Raw genomic sequence first — 23,041 nt, 5'->3', positions numbered from 1 at the left:
GGCGATATAAATGTCAATGAATACACCAACACAGTCGGAGGTCCGGCAGGGAATAAGCGTTGCGCGTCTCCGAGCGCTGTGGAACGACTATCTCCCGTACTGGTTCATGACGCCGATGGTGCTCATGATGCTACTCGTTACCATCTTCCCAGGCATCTACGACCTCTATCTCAGCCTCGTTCACTACGACTTGTCGAGTCCATCGACAATGGGATCATTCGCCGGGCTCAGTAACTTCGAGACAGCGTTTGTCAGTGGCGATGCCGTCCATTCGTTCGCCATCACGATCGCGTTCGTCGCCGGTGCACTGGTGCTGGAGACGTGCCTCGGATTCATCTTGGCCGCGCTCGTGACCGGCGTCCGCTCCGAACGGATGCAGACGTTCTACCGGGTAACATTCATTCTCCCGATGGCTGTTGCCCCTGTGTCGCTGGCGACCATCTTCCGTATCATGCTCAATACGGAGGTCGGCGTCATTCCGTACCTCATACAGACGTATACGCCGTTCGTAGCACCGAACTTTCTGAGCGATATTCCGTTGTTGACGGTCATCACAATCGATACATGGAACTGGACACCGTTCATGTTCATCATCTTCTATGCTGGCCTCTCATCGATCCCCGACACCTTGGTCGAGGCATCTCAGGTTGATGGTGCGCCGCTCTGGCGACGATACGTACACGTCATCATCCCGTATATGAAGCCAGTGTTGTTCGTCGCAATTCTCATTCGACTCATCGATCTACTCCGTACGTTCGGGCTCGTGTTCAGCCTCACCCGTGGCGGTCCCGGCTCAGCGACGAAGCTAGTAAGCATCAACATTTTCGAGACTGGCTTCAAATTCGTCGATCTCGGTGTTGCGAGTGCTATCGCTATCGTTTACCTCATCTGTATTGTCGCGCTCTGTAACGTGCTTATCGCGGTGATCGGCTTTGAGGGGGTGTGGGACTGATGGCGACGACCACCGATCCGAAACACCCGTCTCGACGCTTCTCAAAAGAAACACGGAAACAGCTCGCTGCCATCGGTCGTCACACTGTTCTTCTGATCTGGTCGTTTATTGTGTTGTTCCCGTTGTACTGGATTGTCTCGATGTCACTGAAGCCTCCACGGGAGGCGATCTCGCTGCCACCTGATTGGGTTTTCTTGCCGACAGTGTACAACTACATTCAGCTCGCAGCGGAATCGAGCTACGTCTCGGCGTTCGTCAACAGCCTCGTCATGGTGGTCTCGTCGGTTATTCTCGTCTTGCTCATCGGCGTGCCTGCGGCGTACATTCTCTCGCGGTATGATGTGCCCAAACAGCGAGACGTGCTCGTATGGATCCTCTCCTCACGGATGCTCCCACCCATCGCTGTTGTGATTCCGTTCTTTGTCATTTTCCGGGCGCTGAACCTCTATGACACGCGAATTGGAATGGTGTTGATGTACATCACTATCAACATCTCGCTCGTCGTTTGGGTGATGAAGGCGTTTTTCGACGGCATTCCAGAGACGCTGGAGGAGGCTGCACGCGTCGATGGGGCGACTCACTTCCAAGCGTTCTTGCGAGTTACCCTCCCATCAGCCAAACCTGGCATCATCTCGGTCGCCATCATCAGCTTCATCTTCGCGTGGATTGAGTTACTGTTCGGACTTGTACTGACGAACAACCGTGCAGTGACCGTGTCGATGCAGGTCTATCAGTTCATTGGAGTTCGACAGATCGAATGGAGCCTGCTCGCAGCCGCCACGACGGTCATCATTATTCCAGTGTTGTTGTTTGTCGTTGCAGTTAACAAGTACCTCGCTGCCGGACTCAGCTTCGGCGTGGTGATTAAAGAATGAGCAGCACACACCCACACGAATCGCTCGTCGATCACGCCCGCACGGCGGGGCTACACAGCCGTACTGTAAATCAGAATAATGGCACGGATCAGCATTAACAACGTCACGAAGCGCTTTGGAACAGGCGACGGTCAGATCATTGCTGTTGACGATGTTTCGATAGACATTCTTGATGGAGAGTTCGTCGTCTTCGTTGGCCCGTCGGGAAGTGGCAAGTCGACGTTGCTCCGAACCGTTGCTGGGCTCGAACAGCAAAGCGAGGGCGATGTAATCATCGGGGACACCATCGTCAACGAACTCGGCCCTCGTGCTCGAGACATTGCAATGGTGTTTCAAAATTACGCGCTGTATCCAAACATGACCGTCGAGGGGAACATGTCCTTCGGGTTGAAGATGTCGACTGATTACTCCTCTGAAGAGATCGAAACGCGCGTCAGGAGCACCGCAGAAATGATGGGTATCGACAATCTGCTGGACAACACGCCTGGTGAGATGTCCGGTGGCCAGCAACAGCGGGTCGCACTCGGGCGCGCGATCGTTCGTGATCCCAACGTCTTCTTGATGGACGAACCCCTCTCGAACCTCGATGCAAAACTGCGTGCCGAAATGCGTACGGAGATCAATCGTCTCCAAAACGAACTCGACGTGACGACGCTGTACGTTACGCACGATCAGACGGAAGCGATGACGATGGGAGATCGACTCGTCATCCTTGATCAGGGCGAACTCCAACAGGCAGGAACCCCGCTCGAATGCTTCTACAAACCAACCAACATCTTCGTCGCTGGCTTTCTCGGTTCGCCATCGATGAACTTCTTCGAAGCTATCCGAGCGGACACAGCGCTCGAAGCTGACGGATTCGACTACGACCTCCCCGAGAGGCTCCATGCGTCCGCTAAAGGACACGAACGCGTAACACTCGGTGTTCGCCCAGAGGATATAGACGTCCTCGAAGACACAGAGAGTGGCAACGACATTTGCTGTACTGTCGATGTTGTCGAACCGATGGGGAGTATCAACTATCTGTATCTGAAGCCGATTGAGCAATCGAGCGACGAGACGTTTGTCGTTGAAATCGATGGCCAGCGTCCAATCAAAGAGGGTGAGGAGCTGTATGCTCGTGTCTCCGCGGACGTAGTGTATCTCTTCGATACCGAGACAGGTGAGGCGATTCATCATCGAAGCCTCGCTTCAGAGGTCGAAACCGAACTCTCCGAACGGCGGACTAACGTCAGTGTAACATCCGAGGGATAGAACGTCTAACCGTTGACTATTCCCTGCGTCGACTATTGGCGATCCTGAACGCTCTCCAATGAGGAAATAGACCGTATACAAGACAAACTACAGAGCTACAGAATGGATACGTGACTGTTTTTGTCTCACTATCCCCGAAACTAGAGTTAGTCACGCGCGGCCGATGAGCAGACAGTGGACGTATTGTGCCTCTGGTCTTTGCTTGCACACATAACAATCAAGTTAACTCGCAACGAGAGCGGACATATGCACATAACAGACTTCGAACTATTCTCTGTTTCACCCCGGTGGCTGCTCCTGAAAGTGACGACGAGTGATGGGACCGTCGGATGGGGCGAACCGATTGTACAAGGTCGTATTCGGGCAGTGAGTGGCGCTGTCAAGGAACTTATGGATTCGTATCTCATCGGCGAGGATCCACTGACCATCGAAAAACACTGGGAGACGATGTATCGGGGGGGCTATTTTCGGGGCGGTCCTGTTCTAATGAGTGCAATCGCTGGTATCGATATGGCGCTCTGGGATATTATGGGGCATCATTACGATGCCCCTATCTACGATTTGCTCGGCGGACCTGTTCGATCTCGACTACGAGTTCACCACTGGATTGGCGGAGAAAAGCCAGAAGACGTCGCCGCATCTGCCCGCGAGATGGTCGAGGCTGGATACTCAGCTCTAAAGATCAACGCTACCGCTGAGTTTCGCATGCTGGAGTCGCCAGCAGCGGTGAACGCCGCGACAGAACGATTGAAGGCGATGCGTGAAGCAGTCGGCGACAGCGTAGACATCGGCGTCGATTTCCACGGCCGTGTCTCATTCCCGATGGCCAAGCGTATGGTCAGCGAACTCGAGCCGTACGGGCCGATGTATTTCGAACAGCCAGTGCTTCCAGAGCAGAACGATCGACTACGAGAGATTGCTGCTCATACCGCTGTGCCGGTGTCGACCGGAGAGCGTCTCTATTCGCGCTGGGACTTCAAAAACGCCCTCATCGATGGAATTGCGGGCGTCTTCCATCCGGATGTCACACACGTTGGTGGCATCTCTGAGATGCGAAAGATCGCTACAATGACTGAAGCATTCGATGTGGCACTCGTTCCCCATTGTCCGATTGGTCCGGTTGCTCTTGCTGCAAGTTTACAGGTCGGATTCTGTTCACAGAATATCGTTGTTCAGGAACAGAGTCTGGAAGTTCACGACATTGAAAAGAGCAGCGGCCTCGATTTACTGGAAAACCCGACGGTGTTCGAGTTCGAAGATGGTTATCTCAGGCCGTCAGACCGTCCCGGGTTAGGAATTGATCTTGATGAGAGCACAGTCAGAGAACTCGCCGAGTACGACATCAACTGGCACAATCCAATTTGGCATCATGATGATGGGAGCCCTGCTGAGTGGTGACAGTAACAGCTGTTTTCCATCATACCTTTCGTCGAATACTAAGACGGAATCTAATTTCCATTCTTGGCTGCTAATTATGTTTCTATCGAAGGGGGATATATAGCTCTGTCAGAAGAGCTATCACTGGTTCCTGAACAAGTTATCTAACTAGGCTCAACACTGGTCTCACGTTCGTGTAAAACGTTGTTAGTGTGTGTAGCGACATTGAATCGATACATCCATATAATATTGTATGGCTTATTTTTATTCACTATCTACGAAATTTATTAGATAAAAATTGTTATTTGGAACAATTGTTAGACAAGATCATTAATTTCCATATATCGACTAATTCATTGGTGTCTAACCAGACGCTCCGTTGGATTTCATATGCAGTCTCTTCTGATTATGGTGTTCAGTCGAATCAAGGAGCCAACGATTAATAAACATTCCAATATTATAGAACATTGATTACAATACAGTGGGGCACAATGACGAGAATCCTCCTGTAGTATCGCAACCGACAGTAGTATTTGTACATGTCTCGATTGTAGATACCAGCAAACGACGTTCGTGCCTGCCACTTTGATCATCCCCGAGAGCTATCTCCCTCCATTCAAGAAAATATGAACTCCCGGCTATGGCGAGAGAAGCGATAGAACACGGATTGAGAAACGGGACACACGATATTAGAGTTGTGCTGCAAGAATGCCGTGCAACCCTCGATGAAGTCGCCGAGAGAACGATTGCCGACTGATTCCTAATTCGTCTGCCAGTTTGGTTAGTGACGTTTCTCGCGGGACTTGAAAATAGCCACGCTCAAACGCGAGGAGGACTGCTTCGTGCTGTTTGGGCGTAATCGTATTGGTTGTTTTATCGCTTCCTGCGGGTCGGTGGACGACACGCTGGATCGTCAGCGGGAGATCTGTGAGCCGTGGTTCCTCGTGGAATGCATCGAGTGCAGCCTGATCGGGTGCACGGAGTTGAAACACCCACTCCTCTCCTGTTCCGGTGGCGTGCTCGACGATGAGTCCATGATCGCAAAAGGCACCGAGGAGACCATCGGCGTCAGCAGCCCACTCGATCCGATAGAGGGTTTTCGTGATTGTCCTTTCAAGAGCAGTTAGTGTCGTGACCCGGGAATCACTGCGCACGCTGCGTTCGAACGCTGCCGTATCCGATTCGCCAGTCAGCCAGCAATACGGTACCGGACTATCCTCTACTGGAACACACTCGACCAGTTCAATCTGAACGCCTGGTGTCCCCAACACCTCACCAAGTGTGAATGTGTCACTTGGTAATGACACTTCTACAAAGACAGTCATCGGATGTACTCCCGTCTACTCACAATGGGCGATGGCCTTTCGTTTTGTCGCGTGTAGACGTTGGTATCACCACAACTGCTCATATTGACGGAGGGCAACGGACAATACTGCAAGCGGGGTCGTTTCGTCTGTAGGGTGATCATAGAGCGTCTATCTGAATGCGTAATACGAGCAGTCGTTTACGAGCCGGTCCTGTATGTGGCTATACCAATCTTGTAGCGTGGTTTGATGGTGTGGGTGCTGGCGTTCTACCAAAACATCTTCGTGACGAGAGTATGACTGATCAGAGATCTCATCAAGAAGAGCGGAAGGTTGATGATCACTGGGGTTACCCATTGTATTTTCATCTATGACTATCTCACACCTATTACTTATAAGTTCATATGCACCCTTATTAAGTATCGAATTCCAATAACTACCACATGAATCGAACACTTGAGATGGCCGAATCTGAATCACTGGAAATATTCACTTCAGCTACATATCTGGTAACGCGAACATAGTAGGCTGTGATGCGTTCGTATTCGATGATACCATTTAGCGCAGAACAGTTGCTTAGTCGGGGGTGCTCATCATAATCGTTCGCAAACTATTCAAGCCAAAGTATCCTTCAATCAAATAGATGTACAACAGCATTGGACGGTCTTGTGATGAAGATCGCACACTCCACATGGTCCCCGGACATGTTGACGTATGATACGAGAACGCGCCAACTGAGTTAATCGAAACGACAGACCGTCTCTGCGTGCCAGCGTACTACAGCTTGTATGCTGTACATAGCGTGTTAATAAGAAGTGTATTGAGTCCTCGATTGAGTCGCCGAGAAAACGATTGCCGACTAATTCCGACTTCGTCTGCAAGTTCTGTTAATGATTTCTCTTGAGGAATTTCGAAGTAGCCGTTTGCCTGTGCAATCAGGAGTGCTTCCTGTTGTTTGTCGGTGAGTCCGTACAGTGGTCGCTCCGGGTCATCTGGATTGTGATGTGCGTTCTGGACCTGCAGAACAATCCCCTCGTCAGCACAGGCTGCTTGAAAAGCAGCCAGCGGCTCACGACTTTGTGCTCGTATCCGGAATACCCACCTATCATTCGTCCCTCTACCACTTTCAACCAACAACTCTGGGGTATGTATATGCTTCAAGAACCCGTCCATGTTGTCGGCCCATTCGATCTGGTAGAGACGGCGGCCAGCACCCTCATTGAGGTGCACCAATTGCGCAACGCGCGGATCGGCTCGGACTTCAGCTTCGTACGCATCGAGATCGAGATTTTCAGCCCAAAAATACGGCACAAGCGTGTCGTCAATCGGAATAAATTGTGTCAATTCAGCGAATGTATCGTGTGCTGTTAAGACCTCTCCGAGGTCGAAGTCAGCGGTATCGATAGCGATTGTGGCACGAATAGTCATCTGGCTTGTCTATTAGCTTCCCGTACAGCCTAATGGCTGTTTTCATTACTACCTCGATTCACATGCACTCTTTTTTAAGTGCAGCGTGTTTTGTAGCGGACTTCACTGGTGAAAGAACACCATTGTGAATCACTCATCACGAGTGATGCATCGCTCCGCTGGTGCTCAAACCGAGAACGGTGATATCTGAGATATTTTTATTGGTTTATCGATATTTTTGCTATCATTCTGTGTTCCGATGGTTGATCGGTTTCCGAGCTGTGGTCGTTACCACACTTATTTTATTTTCTATGAGGTTAATATCCCAGTGTGGATAGTGGGGTAGTCCGTTTTTTGAGTATTATCCTACCAGATGTAGCATCGTGAGTATGTCTGACTGTACTGGAGAGCTCCTGTATAAAATATCGCGTTGAGCGACTCTGAGTACACAAGTTGCCAGTTGTTGTTTCACAAGTTTATGTGAAACATGTAGTTCGTCGAGCTAGACCCAGTCGTAGACTCTGATGTAGTCAACCTCCATGCGCTGGGGGAACGGTGTGCTGGCATCGGGATTGCCGGGCCAGTTGCCACCGACAGCAACGTTCATGAGGAAGAAGAATGGACCGTCATCGAACACCCATTCGTACCCCGAGTTCTCCACGTCGTACAGCGTGATTGTGAAGTAGTGCTGTCCGTCCACGAAGAATTTGATAGCATCGGGGTACCACGTGAGTTGGAAGACGTGGTAGGCGTCGGCGAATGATCCGTTGTTGTAGGAGCCACCGATGCTGTTCCCGCCGGAATACCCAGGCCCATGGATGGTGCCGTGCACGGTGTCGATATCGTTCCCGATCAGTTCCATAATGTCGATTTCACCACAGTTAGGCCACCCGACCGATCCGATATCGGCACCGAGCATCCAGATTGCAGGCCAAATACCCTGCCCCTGTGGGAGACGGGCACGAACGTCCACACGACCGTACTGTTTTTCGAACGTTCCAGCAGTGGTCATACGCGCGGACGTGTAATCAAAGCCGTTGGCTTGCTCTTCGCGGGCTTCGATGACGAGATGATTGTTCTCAACCCACGCGTTCTCACGTTGGTAGTACTGGAGTTCGTTATTCCCCCACCCGTTGTTGTTACCACTCTCGAAGTTCCAGATGCCTTGATCGATTGACCCCTGATTGAATTCATCGCGCCAAGTGAGCGTCCACTCATTATTGTCGAACGCCTGCGTGTGCACCTGATCCGAACCTATGTTGTCACTACCGGATGTAGCACTCACGGTCGAAGCGATGGCTGTGCCACCGAGTGTCGCCGCCGCGGTCTGCAGGAAACGTCTCCGCCGGAGTCGTTTGCTGGTCGATTCGTCTCTCGATCCGCGTGAACTGTCGTCGATCATTGTCTTCACTCTCTGTCGTCGGTCACTGACTGCCTCAAGACGCTAGTGGGATAATCTCCGTAACCGACCGACATGAATAAATTCAACTCTATTATTATAAATTATTCTATCATAATATGATTGTTTTGATAGTAAGATAATATTATATTTATATATTAATTTGGCGAATTGGTGAATCGGATGCGGTGTCTGGTCACGGATGACTGCGATTTCAGACTGCTTCACCGAATCTCACACGATCGTTGATGTACAGACTACGTGAACACCACTCGGATGTCGGCAAAGCGTGTTAGCACGAGCCCACCACGGTAGAACGAACTGAAAATAAATGCCGTCGCGTCGTCAGATGCACCCGTATCGAATGAGCGCCATTACTAGTGTCTGTTCGTGAAATATCAGGCAGGCACGATCTTGTATGTATTCCACGTCCGCAGCCGTCGGAAGTGGCTATACCCGTTGTCGAACCGCGCCTTGACCTCTAGTTCGCAGATATCTTTTTCACCCATCGAGGATTCCCAGTCGTCCGTGGAGACGGTACTTGATGGTTGAAAGCCGATGAAGTTCGTCCGCGTATCATCGTCCCAATCGCTGTTCAGTTTCAGGTGCCACTGGTTGTAGGTGTTGTATGCTGAAGACTCATCCACAACTTCGACGTTCGGTTGGCTGTATGACCACGACAGTCCGGCCGTCGCGTATCCGGTTTCGTATCCGACACTCACACTCACCGAATATCCCTGTGTCGTCGACCCACTCTTCGTTCCGTATGGCTGCCACTGTCCGTAGTCGAGATTCGTATTCCCCATCTCACACTTGTTCCATCGGTGGAACACTCGTCCCCAATCGTTCTTGTACTCGGAGCCGAACGCTTGGGTCCCAGGTTCGTAGCCAGCAGGGGTATGGAACGCATGGGCATCTGCTTCTGAACTATTGGTCGTGTCTTTGAACCAGTAGTTGGTCATCCCTACTACACCATAGGGATCTGAAGCATACTCTAGATCAAATTTACCGAACTGTTCCATGTTTTCCGTGTCGGTAACTGTTCCGCCAGCCATCGTGGTGACCTGTTGCTCCGAGGCTTTGATGTTCGAGGAGAGTTCAGAAACGCGCCGGTCGAATCGATTGTGAATGAGTGCTTCTGCCCGTCCGGACTGCATCTCTGCACGTGTGGTGTCTTCGCCAGCGAGACCGACGTATGAATGGGCCCTCCCGTTCGCGTCGAGACCGTAGGCGTATGCCACTACGTTGCTCTCATTGGCTTGCGGTTTGCTTACCCCGATGGCGTCTACCGAGCGGCCGTTTTTCCGCTCGTAGTCTCGAACAGCGCGCGTACGAATCTCATGACGCTGTTTTTCGGAGATTTCAGCCCCTCCCGACGATGTTACTGTATGAACGTTGCTCCCGCGTAGTGGTTCGTCGTTCGATTCGAGACGTGCGCTGGCGAATCCAGATCCCATGGCAAGGCCCGCCGCCCCAACTGCTCCGGTCTTGAGGAGTGTTCGTCTGTCGATATACTTGCGAGTACGTTTTGTGGATTGATTTTCTCTCATCTATCCATAAAAATATTAATTCTAATAGTATAAATATTTTATTATGCTAAAATAAAAAGAGTTACTTGTAGATACATTCGTGTATGTAGTTCATATTGGCTCATTGTCTCAATCGTGTACTATCCTTGTAGGAATGGAGGCACTCTGTCGTTCCGGTCGTAGACGAACACAGATGGTCTCTGTAATGGTAGAGCACGGATAGCCGCCGATACATTCGTGCATCTCGACGGTCTCTCTGTTCGGTAGACGAGGCTTTCGTCTCGAATCGTGACTTGCCGAAGCGACACGTTCTCTGATTGTTCGAACAGACGCGACCAGTCGTCAGTTCAGTGATGGTCGGTTACACACTGGACAGATTCTTGGCCGCACAGCATCAATCTTCTAGGGGGAGGATCATGAGCTCATCAATTTTACAAATCTTTGCGATCGTCATAGGTCTTGGAGTTGCCGCACAGGTGCTTGCTGATCGGTTTCAAGTGCCAAGTGTCCCGTTTCTCATCATTGCTGGGATTGCAATTGGGCCAGAAGGTCTGGGACTCCTCACACGCGAGACGTTCGGTGGTGCATTGACTCCAATCGTTGGGTTGAGCGTCTCGATCATCATCTTTGAAGGCGCGTTCAACCTCAACACCACGAAACTTCGACAAGCACCCTCGGAGACACTGGGTCTGATAACCATTGGTGCGATCATCGCCTTCGTGGGAACGGCTGTCGTGGTGCACATCGCTGTTGGAGCATTGTGGGGCGTCTCATTACTCGTCGGTGCGCTTCTCGTCGCAACTGGTCCAACGGTTATACGGCCGATACTTTCGGTTGTCCACGTTCGTGAGCGCGTTGCTGCTACCCTCGAAACTGAGGGGGTTGTGAACGATGTAACCGCAGCCATCTTGGCTGTTGCAATTTACGAAGCTGTTACCCTTCAGGAAACAGATTTCACTGCTTTTCTTCGAGCGTTCTTTAGCCGTCTCGGAATTGGAGTTCTTATTGGGTGCGTTGTCGGTCTCTGTGTTTGGTACGTGCTCAAGCATATCGATCTCTCTCCCCGGAACGCACCCCAATACTCGCGGCTGCTCGTCTTAGCGAGTGCAGTCGTCGCACACGCGAGTGCAGAAACGTTCTCTGGAGAAGCGGGCATCGTTGCGGCAGCGACGGTCGGTCTCCTACTCGGAAATACTGACCTCCCGTATGAGGCGAACATCGCGGAGTTCAAAGACGATCTGACGCTACTCGTGCTGTCATTTATCTTCATCATGCTCGCTTCCTTGATTGATTTCGATTCGCTTGAGGCGCTGGGAGTTGGCGGTCTTATCGTTATTCTTGCTGTCGTATTCGTCATCCGCCCGCTGCTCGTGTTTGTCTCGGCGAGGGGTGATCGATTTACGCTTCATGAAAAACTCTTTATGAGTTTCGTCGCGCCACGCGGCATCATTCCAGCGAGCGTTGCAACGCTCTTTGCACTCCGGATTCAGGAGGTCAGACCGATCTCGGCCACTCGATTGGCTGGGACAGTGTTCCTTGTGATTCTTGTTACCGTCGTCTTTGAGGGTGGATTTGCACGTCACATCGCAGAGTACCTCGATGTTATTCCACAACGAGTCATCATCATCGGAGGCGGTTCGGTCGGGAGAACGTTGGCCGAACGGTATTTAGAGGACGGTCAACGAGTCGAGATCGTCGAGTCAGATCGAAAACAGCTCGAAGCAGCACGCGATGCAGGATTCATCGTCCATGCAGGAGACGGGACTGATCCCGATGTCCTTCCTGCTGCTGGTATACGGAATGCAAAATTACTCGTCGCCGCAACCGATGACGATGAAGCGAATCTCCGCATCGCAGAGCTTGCGATCGAGACGTTCAACATCACATCTGTGATCGCGCGCGTCAATATGCGCGAGAATACAGAGCAGTTTGAGCGTCTCGGTGCGGAGACGCTTCCCACGTCATTGACTGAAGCATGGGCTGTCGGCGACTTGACCGATGAAACCAGTTGGATCGTCCAGTTCCTTCGAAGTCGTGCGATTCGTGAGTTAGTGGTGAAAACGCCGGATCTCATTGGAGTAACGCCCGATGAGTTCGAAGCAACGCTACCACAGAATACGATCCTCGCTGCTGTTGTCCGAGATGGTGAAATCAAATCGTGGAACAGTTCGTTCACTTTCGAGCGCAACGATTCACTCATCCTTCTCGGGTGGGAGGATGAGATTCAGCGAGTCATCGATCAGTATCCCACTCAGTGAGAATCACGGGTCGTTATCAAATCTATGACCGATGATGTCTTCGACGGACTCCAGCCGCGAGATGTTCTTCCGGCCACGTGAGGGATAGTGTTCACCGTCACCCTCGATTATGAACTCTCATTGTCGATTATCGCTTCAGACAGAGAAGCCAACCGTTATTTTATCTCCTCACAGACCCGTGTGGCATGACCGACACCCAGCACCCGTTGACGGCACACGACGTTCACCACGTTGGGCTGACTGTTCCGGACCTCGACGAAGCGGTTCATTTCTTCGTCGACGTCCTCGACTGTGAAGAACTGTACCGAAAAGGCCCATTCGGTGATTCTGATGGTGACTCGATGGAACGTCGCCTCGACGTTCATCCAGACGCGACAGCGTCGCTTGCGATGTTGCGGTGTGGTCCGACGACGAATCTCGAACTGTTCGAGTGGGATGCTCCCGATCAAGATGAGAAACCAACGAAAAACTCGGATGCGGGAGCGATGCATCTCGCACTCCACGTCGAACAGATTGACGCGGCTGTGGCTTCATTGGACGATCGAGACGACGTCACGGTGCTCGATAGCCCACAGACGAACAATGATGGACCAACTGAGGGCTTGACGTACGTATACTGTCGAGTGGAGTGGGGATTGTATCTCGAACTACTCGAAGCACCTGATCGGATGCCGTACGCTGACGATACCGATGAGCGGCTGTATAATCCTGCGCCCGCTTGGTCGTTTAGACCCAATTATCCGGAGTAACGGTTCGACTCTCATCCACGAGACAGCGATAGTTGAGCAATCGTCGTGAACTACTCTCTTCTGCCGGCGGATAAGCTAATCTGGGCTACAAATGCCACCCACTCCGTTGTAGCCTAATGACATCGTGAGTGACGCTGACGGAACTGTTTTCACCTCCGATATCCACACGGCCTGCATGTCCTCACGGCACGCTTCGGAGGACGTCTATGCAGAGACGCTCTCTGTCTTCGAACACACCGATCACCCGAACGAGCCCCTGACCTCGCCAGAGATTGCCGATTCTCTTGATTGCCCCCGTCGGACTGCCTACAAGCGACTGCAGAAACTCGTCGATCTGGGCGCGCTCAGGACGAAGAAAGTCAGTTCCAGTGGACGAGTCTGGTGGCGACTATCAACTACCTCGACAGACGACCTCGATGCTTCGAAAAGCGATCGGAGCGAACTCGAAGCCGGGCAGGCAACGAAGTCTCGATATCAACGCTTCGTTGAGCAGAGTCTCGTAGGCGTCTGCATCATTCAGGACGGAATAGTGAAGTACGTCAACCCGACATTCACCGATATTCTTGGCTACACTCCGGACGAGGCACTCGGTGAATCAGTATTGGACTTCGTGGCGGAGGACGAACGAGCCAGAGTCGCTGAGTACGTCCGCCAACGTGAACACGGTGAAATCGACGTTATTCGGTACGAAGGACGGGGAAAACATGCAGATGGGACAGCAGTTGACGTTGAAATCCACGGTGATCTCATCGAGTACGAAGGCGAGCCAGCGATCCTCGGGACACTCGTTGATATGAGTGAGCGAAAAGAACGCGAACGCGAGCTCGAAGACTATCGAATCGCTGTCGAGAACGTTCGCGATGGTGTGTATATGACCGACGCAGATCGCCGGTTTACGATGGTCAACGATGCCTACTGTGAGTTGACGGGCTATACGCGCGAGGAACTCCTCGGATCGTCCTTCTCCCAAGTGGTCGACAATGAAGGGCTATCGCAGTCGGCGGAACTGATCCAAGATCTACGTGAGGGAGAGCGTGACGTTGCGAGTACAGACAGTTACCACTACACTCCCGATGGTGAGCGAATTCCCGTCGAAAATCGATTCACGATCCGTCCAGACGATGAGGCATTCCAAGGGACGACTGGCGTCGTTCGAGATATTACGGATCGTCTCGAACGCGAACGGGAACTACGAGAGCAGCGCGATCGCTACCACCGTCTCGTCGAAACCTCATCCGCGTCGATCGTCATCTACACTGCGGATGGGACGATCGCGTATGTGAACGACGCAGCAACCGATCGACTCGCAGCCAACGCGGCTGATGACCTCCTCGGCGAGTCGGCAATCGAGTTCGTCCATCCAGATGACCGTTTCGAGACGACCGAGCGGATCCAACGCGTTATTGACGAACGGGTGGCTCATTCACCAATAGAAACGAAACTTATTGATGCAAACGGCAGACTCAAGCACGCAATTCTGACCAGTACCCCGATCATGCACGAGGGTGAGCCAGCGGCACAGATCGTCGTCAACGATATCACCGATCGCAAAGAACGTGAGCGTCAGCTCGAACTGTACGAGACGATTTTCGAGACAATTAACGATGGTGTGTACGCTGTCGACGGTGAGGGATACTTTACGATGGTCAACGAGGCGTACGCCAACATGGTGGGGTACGACCGCGAGGAACTCTGTGGCGAGCATGTCTCGTTGATCGTCGACGAAACGATCATCGCTACCGCCGAGGAGGTTGAAGCGGAGATGAGGAGAGGGGAGGGCGATGAACCGAAGGTCGAGGCTGACCTCCAACGATCCGACGGTGAGACGACTACCGCTGAGGCGACGTTTTCGCTTCTGCCGGGTGAGGCTCTTCACGAGCGGGTCGGTGTTGTCCGGGATATCACCGAGCGCAAGGAACAAGAGCGTCGACTCGAACAGCAACGTCAGGAGGTGGCCGCGCTTAACCATCTTCAAGGTGTCGCACTGAATGTCAGTGACATAGTACTAGGACAGTCCACGCGAACCGAGATGGAACAACGGGTTTGTGAGCGTCTCGCTGCATCAAATGTTTACGACTTCGCCTGGATCGGACACACCAGCAGGGATGGCCGAGAGCTCACCGCTCACGCGGCAACTGGAGCAAGTGGACATCTGACAGACATTACGATCTCACTCGATGAGAACGATCCAACTGGACAGGGTCCAATTGCTCAGGCAATGAATACACAGTCTGTGCAGCTCTCACGGAACATTTGTGAGGACCCTGCCTATGAACAGTGGTGTGAAGATCGTGACTGCCAGACTCACTCAGTGATTGCTGTGCCGATCGTCTACAAAGGTCGACGGTATGGCGTCTTAAACCTCTATACGGAACGTTCGGCGACGATCGGCGATATCGAACAAGCGATTATTCGGCAACTCGCGGAAATAGTAGGTCACGCAATCACTGCACTCGAACGTGGAAAATCGCTGCTGGCAGATCGAATGATTGAGGTCGAATACTACTCCACAGTGCTGGCTGAACCCCTCGTTTCGAAGGTTGATGGAGCTCTCGAGCTTTCGAGCGATCGGGCAATCCATCTGGACGACGATGACTATCTCCACTATTATACCATTGACGGACTCACTGCCGAACAGTGTATGGAACTCGTCGATGAGTTTCCATCGGTGACGAGCGCACGCGTTCTCATTGAGGAAGGTGACCACGTTCGTATTGCGGTGCGGATGACCGACGATACGTTAGCGGCGCTGTTTTGGCGGTTCGACGGACGGACGAAATCCACCGAGATTACGAATGATGAGTTGCGAGTCGTGGGCGAACTGCCAGCGACAGCAAACGTCCGTGCGGTTACAGAGGCTGTCGAAGAAATCCACCCCGACATGGAATTTGCTGGCCAACGATACATAACCCGCCAGCAAGTGTCTCCGGGTGAATTCCGAACTGTGATCGAAGACTCACTCACAGACCGCCAACGGACGGCGCTTGAGGCGGCGTGTTACTCAGGATTCTTCGATTCTCCCCGAGAGAGTTCTGGAGAAGATGTTGCCGCATCACTCGACATCAGCTCCTCGACCTTTCATCAGCATCTTCGAAAAGCTCAGAAAAAACTGCTGAATGTGGCATTTGGTAACGCCTTACAGTAGTTATCGTCACTACCTCATATATCCGCCATTCTGATTATGACGTTTCGCGCGGTAGATTATGCTGTATGAGGAGCGAGAGACAATCACCGTCCGGGACTATGCCGATCCAGTCGGCGATATTCGCCGACCCACGACAGCGCCAGATTATTGCCATACTACGGGAGCGATCCGGTCCGATATCACAGCGTACCCTTGCCAGTCAACTTGCTGTACGAGAGGCGGATGAATCGCTGGCACCGGTAACTGAAGTAGACCACCAGCGAATTCTCATTGATCTGTCCCACCGGTGCTTACCAGCGTTGGAAGCAGCAGAGTGGATCGAGCGACAATCAGTGGGCATCAGTATAACCGAACACGTTCCTGTCGAGGGGATGGATGTCTGGCTCTCGGGAGTAGATGATCCCGCCATTCCGTGGGATGCGCTTGCGGTCCTTCTTGCACATTCGCGTCGTCAACACATCATGTCGATTATTGCAGAGCGTACCTTGCCTCTTCCTCTTGGTGAACTCGAAACGGCATTGAGATCGTCTTCACGATCACAGACAACGGATGAGGATGGGGACGGATCCACACTGCTTGCGACACTCCATCATGTCGACTTACCGAGGTTAGATGACGTTGGACTAATTGAGTACGACAACGATGAGAAAACAGTTGTCCGTCACCGATCGCCTGACACGATTTCTGACTGGCTACGTACGGCCAACACGGGCGATGGGACGGACATCGACGTTATACCCTGGGGCAGGGGTTGGAGAGAACTCCCATCGACTGTTGTGGAGGCGATAAATACGGGCGAAGAGTGGACGAGAATTGTGCGCAAGCGTCTGCAATTCATCTTGGGACGGAAAAGCACATGACGTGTTGGTGATTGTTCTCGCCCCAATCACAGGGATTTGGTGAATGTGGGTAACTCGATCTTTGATCAGTGTACTCCTATCAAATCTGCCGATGTACAGTAGTGTTCGGGACCTCGTCTAAAACCGTTTCTTGAGTCTTCTATCGCGGATAAACCCAATCGTGACGCTGTCGTTCGCAGAATATTTTTCGATGTCGAGCCACTCACTGAAGCTCGCTGTTATTCGCTCCTTCCTCGATATGTTCTACGTACTGGATATATTCATATTTCCATTCCAAGAAATCGTCGATTATTGTTCCGAGTGAGTCGCCGACTTCAGTAAGCGAATACTGTACCTTGACCGGTCGGTCGTTCACCACTTCGCGGTGAACTAAGTACATGTCTTCCAGCCCCTCCAGCGCGTTTGAGAGTGCCTTATCCGAAATTCCATCAAGTTCGTCTTTGAGCTCGTTGTATCGAAGACTCTCTTGATCGAGCAGTATCTCGATGATGGTTCGAGTCCATTTCCGACTTAGAAACTCGATTGCAACTGAGGCACGAGAGTCCCCTTCACCGAGCGCTGGCTTGAAGACATATTCACGGTTGCCGTTACTCATGTCCAGCTAAAGATTCACCAAGAAAATAAGCAACTCGCTGATGTGGGAGTTATCACGAACGGGTAGTAGGATAGTTAGCTTGTTTTACTCATCAAATGATGTCACAATGAGACGCTAAAGAAGAGCAGTAATAGAGAAATTCAGCGACAACTACACAGCAGGGTATTCACTTACTCAGACTTCATCTACTCAACCGTTTCCAACCTAATAAAATGTAGTATATATTATAATTATATGCTATGGCGTTGAAGTTGGAATCGGGAATCCGATATGCAGATCAAAGACGGATCGAATATCAGACGTGACTCTTGGACTGTCGGGAAGACAGTTGGGACTGTGATAGTTGGTTGGACACACACTATTCAGAATAACCGGCCACATCGTACCGAAGTTAGCTCGACAAATAGTGTCATTGGAATGAAAGCTGACAAACAGGGTGCTCATGGCTAATCTCACATCAATAGTAATCGCCATCTCTTTCTCATTCGCAACCGGCTTTTTCACCACGTTATCGTATGTCGAAAAGCCTGTCTGGGGTCTCGTGTTTGACAGCGACAATCCACGTGTCACGGATGAAAACGCGCGGTTGATTCACGCAGAATTAAAACGTATCATCAATATTGCCCCACCGACGATGGCTACTGTCGTCAGTAGCGGTACAGTACTAGTTCTGTACCAAATGTGGCAGCAAAACTTCGGAGAGTCAGCGCTAACAGTTGCCGTTTGGCTCTTTCTGAGCATGGGTTACGTGATTTCGCAGCTCCGAGCTCGTATCGCTGCGGTCAAATCGGTATCTTCAGACGGTGATATAGACGATGTGCGAGAGGGTCTCGGCGGTCTTGTCACAATACATCATATGGGACTGATCGCTACTAGTGGAGTGGTCATCCTACAGACCGTATTGGTTGTCTTGCTGTAGAATCTGGACGCGATAGACGGTTGTTTATTTTCTCAGTCTTACTGCCATCAGAATACGATTGGGAATCGTAGTAGCTAAGACAGAATATCGAGCTATCTTCTACTATTTTTACTATTAGTTAGACACGAATTCGGACAGATCTCATAGAGACGTCACCGGGTCAGACAGTGACGGGCTGATAGAGAGTGAACGACATAACGCCGAGAAATCTAAATACGGCTATCAGCAGTGAAAGTACCTTACCTCAAGTAGAGGTAATTACTCCTCGTCAATGCGATGAACTGTACTATATATTAGTATTATGTCGTTCCGGTACTAAGGAGTTAGTGGGTAACACCAATGCAAGTTATCGAAGGATTCGATACAGAGTTCATACCAAGCATCGCCGAGCCAGCATTTGAGAGGACGTACTTCGGAGAGCATGCGGATGATCTATTGGTTATCGACGCGAAAAGTGGAGCGCGTGCGTACCCAGAACGGATTCTCAATATTCACCATATGGTCAACGACATAATCAGTAGAACGCCTGTTCTGGTGTCCTACTGTCCACTTTGTGGGAGTGCAGTCGCATATGACCGCCGAATTGATGGGCAGACGCTGACATTCGAATTTGGAGGTAAAATTGTCGAGAACAATCTCGTGATGAGAGATCAGGAGACTGGCTCAGAATGGAAACAATCGAGCGGCGAGTGCATCCGTGGAGAGCTTGCAGGGACCAATTTAGAGTTGCATCCAGCCCGGATGACGACATGGGAAGCGTTTCACGCAGCACATCCCAGTGGAGTCGTGCTCCAGCGTCCAAACACGGAGCCGACTCTGTTCCAACAGTTCGCTGGGACAACGACGGGACTGCTTGAACATCCAGCGGGCCGTGAGGTGATGGACGCTGCGTTTAGCCTCATTCGAGCGGCCAATCTTGCTCGAAATCCAGAGACTGGGACCGAGACGGTCAACATCCGGCCATTTTTACGACTTCTCCAAGGGATGGTCGAACTCCGGAGTTGGATATCTGAAGAAAACGAAACCGGAATCGGCTACAAGAGTGATGCGATGGCTGTGTTCCAGCGTGAAGATACGTTCGGTTACCTCGCGCTGCATGGAGGACCTCGTGACTGGGAGAAGCGGGGTCCATCGGACATATCATCGAAAACCAACGTGCTGGGTGTAACAGTTGAGGACGAAGCGGTTGGCTTTGCTCGTCCACGGATCGAGACAGCCGATGGGATCGTGATGACACGTGTTGGTGGTACAGATATTGTTGTCTTCGCAACTGATGAAGAACTAAACGCATTCGAAAACCCGGGGTTCGAATTCAAGCCTACCAACGATCCGGCGTTGTTCGAAGCGGATGATGCGCAGTGGAACGGAGCCACCGGTGAGAGTGATGACGGCCGGACGCTGTCACGGGTATCAACCTCGTGGACGTACGCGTACGCGTGGCAGACCGATCATGGCGCTACTTCCTTTTATCCTACAGAGAGTTAGTGAACGCACGCTGAGAGGCTGCTCTCTATGGACGACGAAGTCGATCAAAGACGGGCAACAACAATCAAGCGAAGTACGGTGCGTTCGTTCGATCACAGCGGTGGGAGCAGGTGAACGCACCATCGTATGCTTCATCACAGTATCGACCGATCACTCCGAACACCCAAACGGTGAATGATTCAGCATGCTGATCAACCGCCATAGATAACGAGTACGAGTATGGACGTAAAGCCAGCCACGTTGTGTCGTTTTGGGGCGTGGGGACAGATTGGCACAACTGCTCTTGCCGTAGCGTTCTGGTATTTTGGAATGACCAACGGCTTGCTTGCCTCGTGTGTCGGATACCTTCTTGTCACGATGGGCGGTATCGCAGGCATAGCCAGAACAGAGTCGGCTATTGTTGGCCCTCTTGTCTATCCATTCATCGTTCCTGGCGTCGTCCCACTCTATTACGTTGCTACGCGATAAACAGTACTCACTGATCAGCTGTCTCATTCTGAGTCACGTCTGTTGTATGGAGCTTCAATACCATTAGAGAATCCTATTCATTCCCTCTCCTGAGTGAACACAGTGGCAAAAGTTGGCAGTTCTGAGCACAGACAGCGACCTATAACTCAAGAATCTGAAAGCGGGATCGATCGAAATCGGTTTGTTCTTTTCTTTAGATAATCGTCGCATGAATTGGCGACCCGTCGCTCGAAAAGAGTTTCGTGATCTCGTTCGCTCGAAGGGAGCTTGGCTCATGGGACTTCTGATAACGGCTGGAGCGATCTATCTCATGGGAGACGAACCACCTTTCGTCCAGAACCAACTCGGAACCAATGTCGTACTCGCTGCTTTTCAGCGGCCGGTCGGCGTAATTGTGCCCTTGACAGCGATTCTGATTGCATACAGGTCGATCGCTGGTGAACGAGTATCGGGCAGCATCAAATTTGCTGTTGGGTTTCCACAGACCCGATCTGATATACTTATTGGCAAGATTCTCGGCCAGTCCGTAGCTCTTGGAGTTCCATTGATCGCCGCCTTTCTCGTTGCTGGTGCCACCGGGATCGTCCGTATTGGTCTCTTCTCTCTGATCGGTTTCGCCAGCTTTCTCGGTCTCTCGTTGCTGTACACGCTCGTGAACGTGAGCATTGCCACTGGCATTTCAGCGGCCGTCTCACGACCGACCCGGGCAGCGGCGGGGACGTTCGGCTATTTCCTCGTCTTCTTGCTGTCGTGGTATAGGATCCGTAACTGGATGTATTCGCTCGTAACGGGAGAGACGCTGAACATTTTCACTCCGCCTGCATCGGAGTGGCTCTTTCTGTTTGAACGACTCAGCCCGATCACAGCGTTTTATTTAATAACAAATCGGGTGCTCGGAGTCGGCAACGGCGCGAGCGGATATTTCAACGTTCTCGGTCAGTTTCAGGCGAGTATTACGACGAATGCACTCGTCTACGACCTCGTTTTTACCGACCCAGCTCCGTTCTACCTGACAGAGGAATTTGGGCTCGTGATTCTCGGACTCTGGATCATCATCCCGAGTGCGCTTGGCTTTCACGTATTTCGAACGGCTGATCTCTCATAACAATGCCTGCTATCAAAACGACTGCTCTGACGAAGGTGTATGGCGACGTAACAGCCGTTGATAGTCTCGATCTCACCGTTCGAGCGGGGGAAATCTTCGGCTTCCTCGGTCCGAATGGCGCGGGAAAATCCACAACAATCGCTCTGTTGATGGACTATATCAAACCGTCCCACGGTGAGGTGAAGGTGCTCGGTTCCGATCCACAGGCTGACGTGCGAGCGCTTCACAACCGAATCGGAATTCTTCCCGACCGATTCAGTCTGTACGACCGACTGACTGGCGAGGCTCACCTCGACTACGCGATCGACGCGAAGGGTGCTGCTGACGACCCGAAGACACTGCTCTCCCAAGTTGGACTCACCGAAGCGGGTGATCAGCGGACGGAAAAGTACTCGCATGGGATGCAACAGCGGCTTGCGTTGGCGATGGCGCTGGTCGGCGATCCCGAGCTATTGATTCTCGACGAACCCTTTACTGGTCTCGATCCGAACGGCGCGAAGAAAGTCAGAGAAATCGTGTACAACGTGAATGAACAGGGGACGACCGTTTTCTTCTCCAGTCACGTTCTCGGACAGGTCGCGCTTGTCTGTGACCGAGTTGGGATCCTCAACGGAGGACAGTTAGTTGCCGAAGGAGCGGTCTCGGACCTTCGGACGGAGGCTGGCATTCCTGACGAACTCATCATCGAGACGACTGGCGTTCCGGACGACGCGACCACAGCCGTCGAGTCCGTCGATGGTGTCGTTGATGTCGAGAGAGACAACGAGACACTCGTTGTCAGTACCCTCCGAATGGATAACCGACGGAGGATTCTGCGGGCCATCGAGGAGGCTGGCACAACAATCGAGACGTTTTCACTCCGAGAGGCTTCTGTTGAGGAGATTTTTACCACCTACGCTGGCGAGTGAACGCCGACCGTGCTCGGTTAGTACTCACTGGTCTTCTGCTGTATCGTTGTTCGTTGGACCAGTGAGACGCTGCTTGATATCGATGCAGAAAAAGCACCCACAGAGGGCCTTCGTCTGTCATAAGAACGAGGGATGAGTCTGGGAGACGGATGTGTAAAATCACGGAAAGATCACCTCACAGCAGGTATTGTCCATCCTGTACCTGAATCGGTCGGTGACGCCGCTGTACTCGGTACAGCCCTCTTGTGTCGGTACCTCGGTTCCAATTATTCCATCTCAGCGTTGCATACGAGACATCAACACGGCGCGATTACCTGAAGTACAGTGGCGTCGTTGTCGGAAGTGGACTTCTGGCGGGCTGTCTTGGTGGTAATGAATCAAGCTCCGCACCTGAATCGACTACTACAGACACTCAAACAACCGATACAGCCCCGAATGAGAAGACAGCCGCA

At 51.8% G+C, this 23,041-nt stretch carries 19 protein-coding genes; 13 read left to right on the top strand and 6 right to left on the bottom strand.

Annotation, left to right across the window (positions count from 1 at the left end):
* The first annotated feature begins 16 nt into the window (after positions 1-16).
* From MW898_RS07075 to dgoD, 4 genes are all read left to right on the top strand, one after another.
* Positions 17-952 carry a carbohydrate ABC transporter permease gene (locus MW898_RS07075; RefSeq protein WP_248905767.1) on the top strand — a complete coding sequence of 312 codons (936 nt, stop codon included), beginning with the start codon at positions 17-19 and terminating at the stop codon, positions 950-952.
* The gene (locus MW898_RS07070) at positions 952-1,827 is read left to right on the top strand and encodes a carbohydrate ABC transporter permease (RefSeq protein ID WP_248905765.1); all 876 of its coding nucleotides are present in this window, start codon (positions 952-954) and stop codon (positions 1,825-1,827) included. The genes MW898_RS07075 and MW898_RS07070 overlap by 1 nt, the downstream gene beginning before the upstream one ends.
* 78 nt (positions 1,828-1,905) lie before the next feature.
* On the top strand, positions 1,906-3,081 hold the full coding sequence (locus MW898_RS07065) for an ABC transporter ATP-binding protein (protein ID WP_248905762.1): 1,176 nt from the start codon (positions 1,906-1,908) through the stop codon (positions 3,079-3,081).
* A gap of 246 nt (positions 3,082-3,327) precedes the next feature.
* Complete coding sequence (gene dgoD / locus MW898_RS07060) at positions 3,328-4,479, top strand: galactonate dehydratase (RefSeq protein WP_248905761.1); 1,152 nt, start codon at positions 3,328-3,330, stop codon at positions 4,477-4,479.
* A gap of 668 nt (positions 4,480-5,147) precedes the next feature.
* On the opposite strand, the gene MW898_RS07055 is transcribed toward dgoD, so the two are convergent.
* The 4 genes from MW898_RS07055 to MW898_RS07040 all read right to left on the bottom strand — a co-directional run bounded on the left by MW898_RS07055 (position 5,148) and on the right by MW898_RS07040 (position 10,118).
* Positions 5,148-5,783 carry a helix-turn-helix domain-containing protein gene (locus MW898_RS07055; RefSeq protein WP_248905759.1) on the bottom strand — a complete coding sequence of 212 codons (636 nt, stop codon included), beginning with the start codon at positions 5,781-5,783 and terminating at the stop codon, positions 5,148-5,150.
* Positions 5,784-6,539: 756 nt separating this feature from the next.
* Positions 6,540-7,190, bottom strand: a complete 651-nt coding sequence (locus tag MW898_RS07050) for a helix-turn-helix domain-containing protein (RefSeq protein ID WP_248905758.1) — start codon at positions 7,188-7,190, stop codon at positions 6,540-6,542.
* A gap of 481 nt (positions 7,191-7,671) precedes the next feature.
* A complete protein-coding gene (locus MW898_RS07045) occupies positions 7,672-8,571 on the bottom strand; it encodes a glycoside hydrolase family 16 protein (protein WP_248905756.1) in 900 nt (299 codons plus the stop codon).
* A gap of 395 nt (positions 8,572-8,966) precedes the next feature.
* Positions 8,967-10,118, bottom strand: a complete 1,152-nt coding sequence (locus tag MW898_RS07040) for a twin-arginine translocation signal domain-containing protein (protein ID WP_248905754.1) — start codon at positions 10,116-10,118, stop codon at positions 8,967-8,969.
* A 395-nt stretch (positions 10,119-10,513) separates the two neighbouring features.
* Here MW898_RS07040 and MW898_RS07035 point away from each other — a divergent pair, with 395 nt between their 5' ends.
* The 4 genes from MW898_RS07035 to MW898_RS07020 all read left to right on the top strand — a co-directional run bounded on the left by MW898_RS07035 (position 10,514) and on the right by MW898_RS07020 (position 17,109).
* Positions 10,514-12,355: a cation:proton antiporter domain-containing protein gene (locus MW898_RS07035; protein WP_248905752.1), complete on the top strand. Its 1,842-nt coding sequence runs from the start codon at positions 10,514-10,516 to the stop codon at positions 12,353-12,355.
* A gap of 185 nt (positions 12,356-12,540) precedes the next feature.
* Positions 12,541-13,104: a VOC family protein gene (locus MW898_RS07030; RefSeq protein WP_248905751.1), complete on the top strand. Its 564-nt coding sequence runs from the start codon at positions 12,541-12,543 to the stop codon at positions 13,102-13,104.
* A 175-nt stretch (positions 13,105-13,279) separates the two neighbouring features.
* Complete coding sequence (locus tag MW898_RS07025) at positions 13,280-16,249, top strand: PAS domain S-box protein (RefSeq protein WP_248905749.1); 2,970 nt, start codon at positions 13,280-13,282, stop codon at positions 16,247-16,249.
* 65 nt (positions 16,250-16,314) lie between these two features.
* Positions 16,315-17,109 (top strand): DUF7344 domain-containing protein, encoded by a 795-nt coding sequence (locus MW898_RS07020; protein ID WP_248905746.1) that lies wholly within the window; start codon positions 16,315-16,317, stop codon positions 17,107-17,109.
* Positions 17,110-17,311: 202 nt separating this feature from the next.
* Here the strand turns inward: MW898_RS07020 and MW898_RS07015 are convergent, their stop codons facing one another.
* Positions 17,312-17,704, bottom strand: coding sequence for a winged helix-turn-helix transcriptional regulator (locus MW898_RS07015; protein WP_248905744.1), 393 nt, complete (start codon positions 17,702-17,704; stop codon positions 17,312-17,314).
* A 442-nt stretch (positions 17,705-18,146) separates the two neighbouring features.
* Here MW898_RS07015 and MW898_RS07010 point away from each other — a divergent pair, with 442 nt between their 5' ends.
* Entirely contained in the window at positions 18,147-18,623 is a 477-nt protein-coding gene (locus MW898_RS07010; protein WP_248905741.1) for a hypothetical protein, read from the top strand.
* 339 nt (positions 18,624-18,962) lie between these two features.
* Positions 18,963-20,108, top strand: a complete 1,146-nt coding sequence (locus MW898_RS07005) for a DUF3179 domain-containing (seleno)protein (protein ID WP_248905739.1) — start codon at positions 18,963-18,965, stop codon at positions 20,106-20,108.
* Between the two features lie 64 nt (positions 20,109-20,172).
* Here the strand turns inward: MW898_RS07005 and MW898_RS26185 are convergent, their stop codons facing one another.
* The gene (locus tag MW898_RS26185) at positions 20,173-20,310 is read right to left on the bottom strand and encodes a hypothetical protein (RefSeq protein WP_264554858.1); all 138 of its coding nucleotides are present in this window, start codon (positions 20,308-20,310) and stop codon (positions 20,173-20,175) included.
* Positions 20,311-20,327: 17 nt separating this feature from the next.
* Here MW898_RS26185 and MW898_RS06995 point away from each other — a divergent pair, with 17 nt between their 5' ends.
* The 3 genes from MW898_RS06995 to MW898_RS06985 all read left to right on the top strand — a co-directional run bounded on the left by MW898_RS06995 (position 20,328) and on the right by MW898_RS06985 (position 22,589).
* Positions 20,328-20,576, top strand: a complete 249-nt coding sequence (locus MW898_RS06995) for a hypothetical protein (protein ID WP_248905737.1) — start codon at positions 20,328-20,330, stop codon at positions 20,574-20,576.
* Between the two features lie 208 nt (positions 20,577-20,784).
* Entirely contained in the window at positions 20,785-21,681 is an 897-nt protein-coding gene (locus MW898_RS06990) for an ABC transporter permease (RefSeq protein ID WP_248905736.1), read from the top strand.
* 2 nt (positions 21,682-21,683) lie between these two features.
* Positions 21,684-22,589, top strand: a complete 906-nt coding sequence (locus MW898_RS06985) for an ABC transporter ATP-binding protein (protein WP_248905735.1) — start codon at positions 21,684-21,686, stop codon at positions 22,587-22,589.
* Positions 22,590-23,041: the final 452 nt, after the last annotated feature.

It is taken from the genome of Halocatena marina, assembly GCF_023276375.1.
In the GTDB taxonomy this organism is placed as follows: Archaea; Halobacteriota; Halobacteria; order Halobacteriales; family Haloarculaceae; genus Halocatena; species Halocatena marina.
This window is presented reverse-complemented; position numbering and strand designations above follow the sequence as displayed.

What these genes read in the sequence shown, in the direction of transcription:
- MW898_RS07075 (WP_248905767.1), top strand. Translation starts at nt 17, where the DNA reads ATGAATACACCAACACAGTCGGAGGTCCGGCAGGGAATAAGCGTTGCG.
- MW898_RS07070 (WP_248905765.1), top strand. Translation starts at nt 952, where the DNA reads ATGGCGACGACCACCGATCCGAAACACCCGTCTCGACGCTTCTCAAAA.
- MW898_RS07065 (WP_248905762.1), top strand. Translation starts at nt 1,906, where the DNA reads ATGGCACGGATCAGCATTAACAACGTCACGAAGCGCTTTGGAACAGGC.
- dgoD (WP_248905761.1), top strand. Translation starts at nt 3,328, where the DNA reads ATGCACATAACAGACTTCGAACTATTCTCTGTTTCACCCCGGTGGCTG.
- MW898_RS07055 (WP_248905759.1), bottom strand. Translation starts at nt 5,783, where the DNA reads ATGACTGTCTTTGTAGAAGTGTCATTACCAAGTGACACATTCACACTT.
- MW898_RS07050 (WP_248905758.1), bottom strand. Translation starts at nt 7,190, where the DNA reads ATGACTATTCGTGCCACAATCGCTATCGATACCGCTGACTTCGACCTC.
- MW898_RS07045 (WP_248905756.1), bottom strand. Translation starts at nt 8,571, where the DNA reads ATGATCGACGACAGTTCACGCGGATCGAGAGACGAATCGACCAGCAAA.
- MW898_RS07040 (WP_248905754.1), bottom strand. Translation starts at nt 10,118, where the DNA reads ATGAGAGAAAATCAATCCACAAAACGTACTCGCAAGTATATCGACAGA.
- MW898_RS07035 (WP_248905752.1), top strand. Translation starts at nt 10,514, where the DNA reads ATGAGCTCATCAATTTTACAAATCTTTGCGATCGTCATAGGTCTTGGA.
- MW898_RS07030 (WP_248905751.1), top strand. Translation starts at nt 12,541, where the DNA reads ATGACCGACACCCAGCACCCGTTGACGGCACACGACGTTCACCACGTT.
- MW898_RS07025 (WP_248905749.1), top strand. Translation starts at nt 13,280, where the DNA reads ATGTCCTCACGGCACGCTTCGGAGGACGTCTATGCAGAGACGCTCTCT.
- MW898_RS07020 (WP_248905746.1), top strand. Translation starts at nt 16,315, where the DNA reads ATGAGGAGCGAGAGACAATCACCGTCCGGGACTATGCCGATCCAGTCG.
- MW898_RS07015 (WP_248905744.1), bottom strand. Translation starts at nt 17,704, where the DNA reads ATGAGTAACGGCAACCGTGAATATGTCTTCAAGCCAGCGCTCGGTGAA.
- MW898_RS07010 (WP_248905741.1), top strand. Translation starts at nt 18,147, where the DNA reads ATGGCTAATCTCACATCAATAGTAATCGCCATCTCTTTCTCATTCGCA.
- MW898_RS07005 (WP_248905739.1), top strand. Translation starts at nt 18,963, where the DNA reads ATGCAAGTTATCGAAGGATTCGATACAGAGTTCATACCAAGCATCGCC.
- MW898_RS26185 (WP_264554858.1), bottom strand. Translation starts at nt 20,310, where the DNA reads ATGGCGGTTGATCAGCATGCTGAATCATTCACCGTTTGGGTGTTCGGA.
- MW898_RS06995 (WP_248905737.1), top strand. Translation starts at nt 20,328, where the DNA reads ATGGACGTAAAGCCAGCCACGTTGTGTCGTTTTGGGGCGTGGGGACAG.
- MW898_RS06990 (WP_248905736.1), top strand. Translation starts at nt 20,785, where the DNA reads ATGAATTGGCGACCCGTCGCTCGAAAAGAGTTTCGTGATCTCGTTCGC.
- MW898_RS06985 (WP_248905735.1), top strand. Translation starts at nt 21,684, where the DNA reads ATGCCTGCTATCAAAACGACTGCTCTGACGAAGGTGTATGGCGACGTA.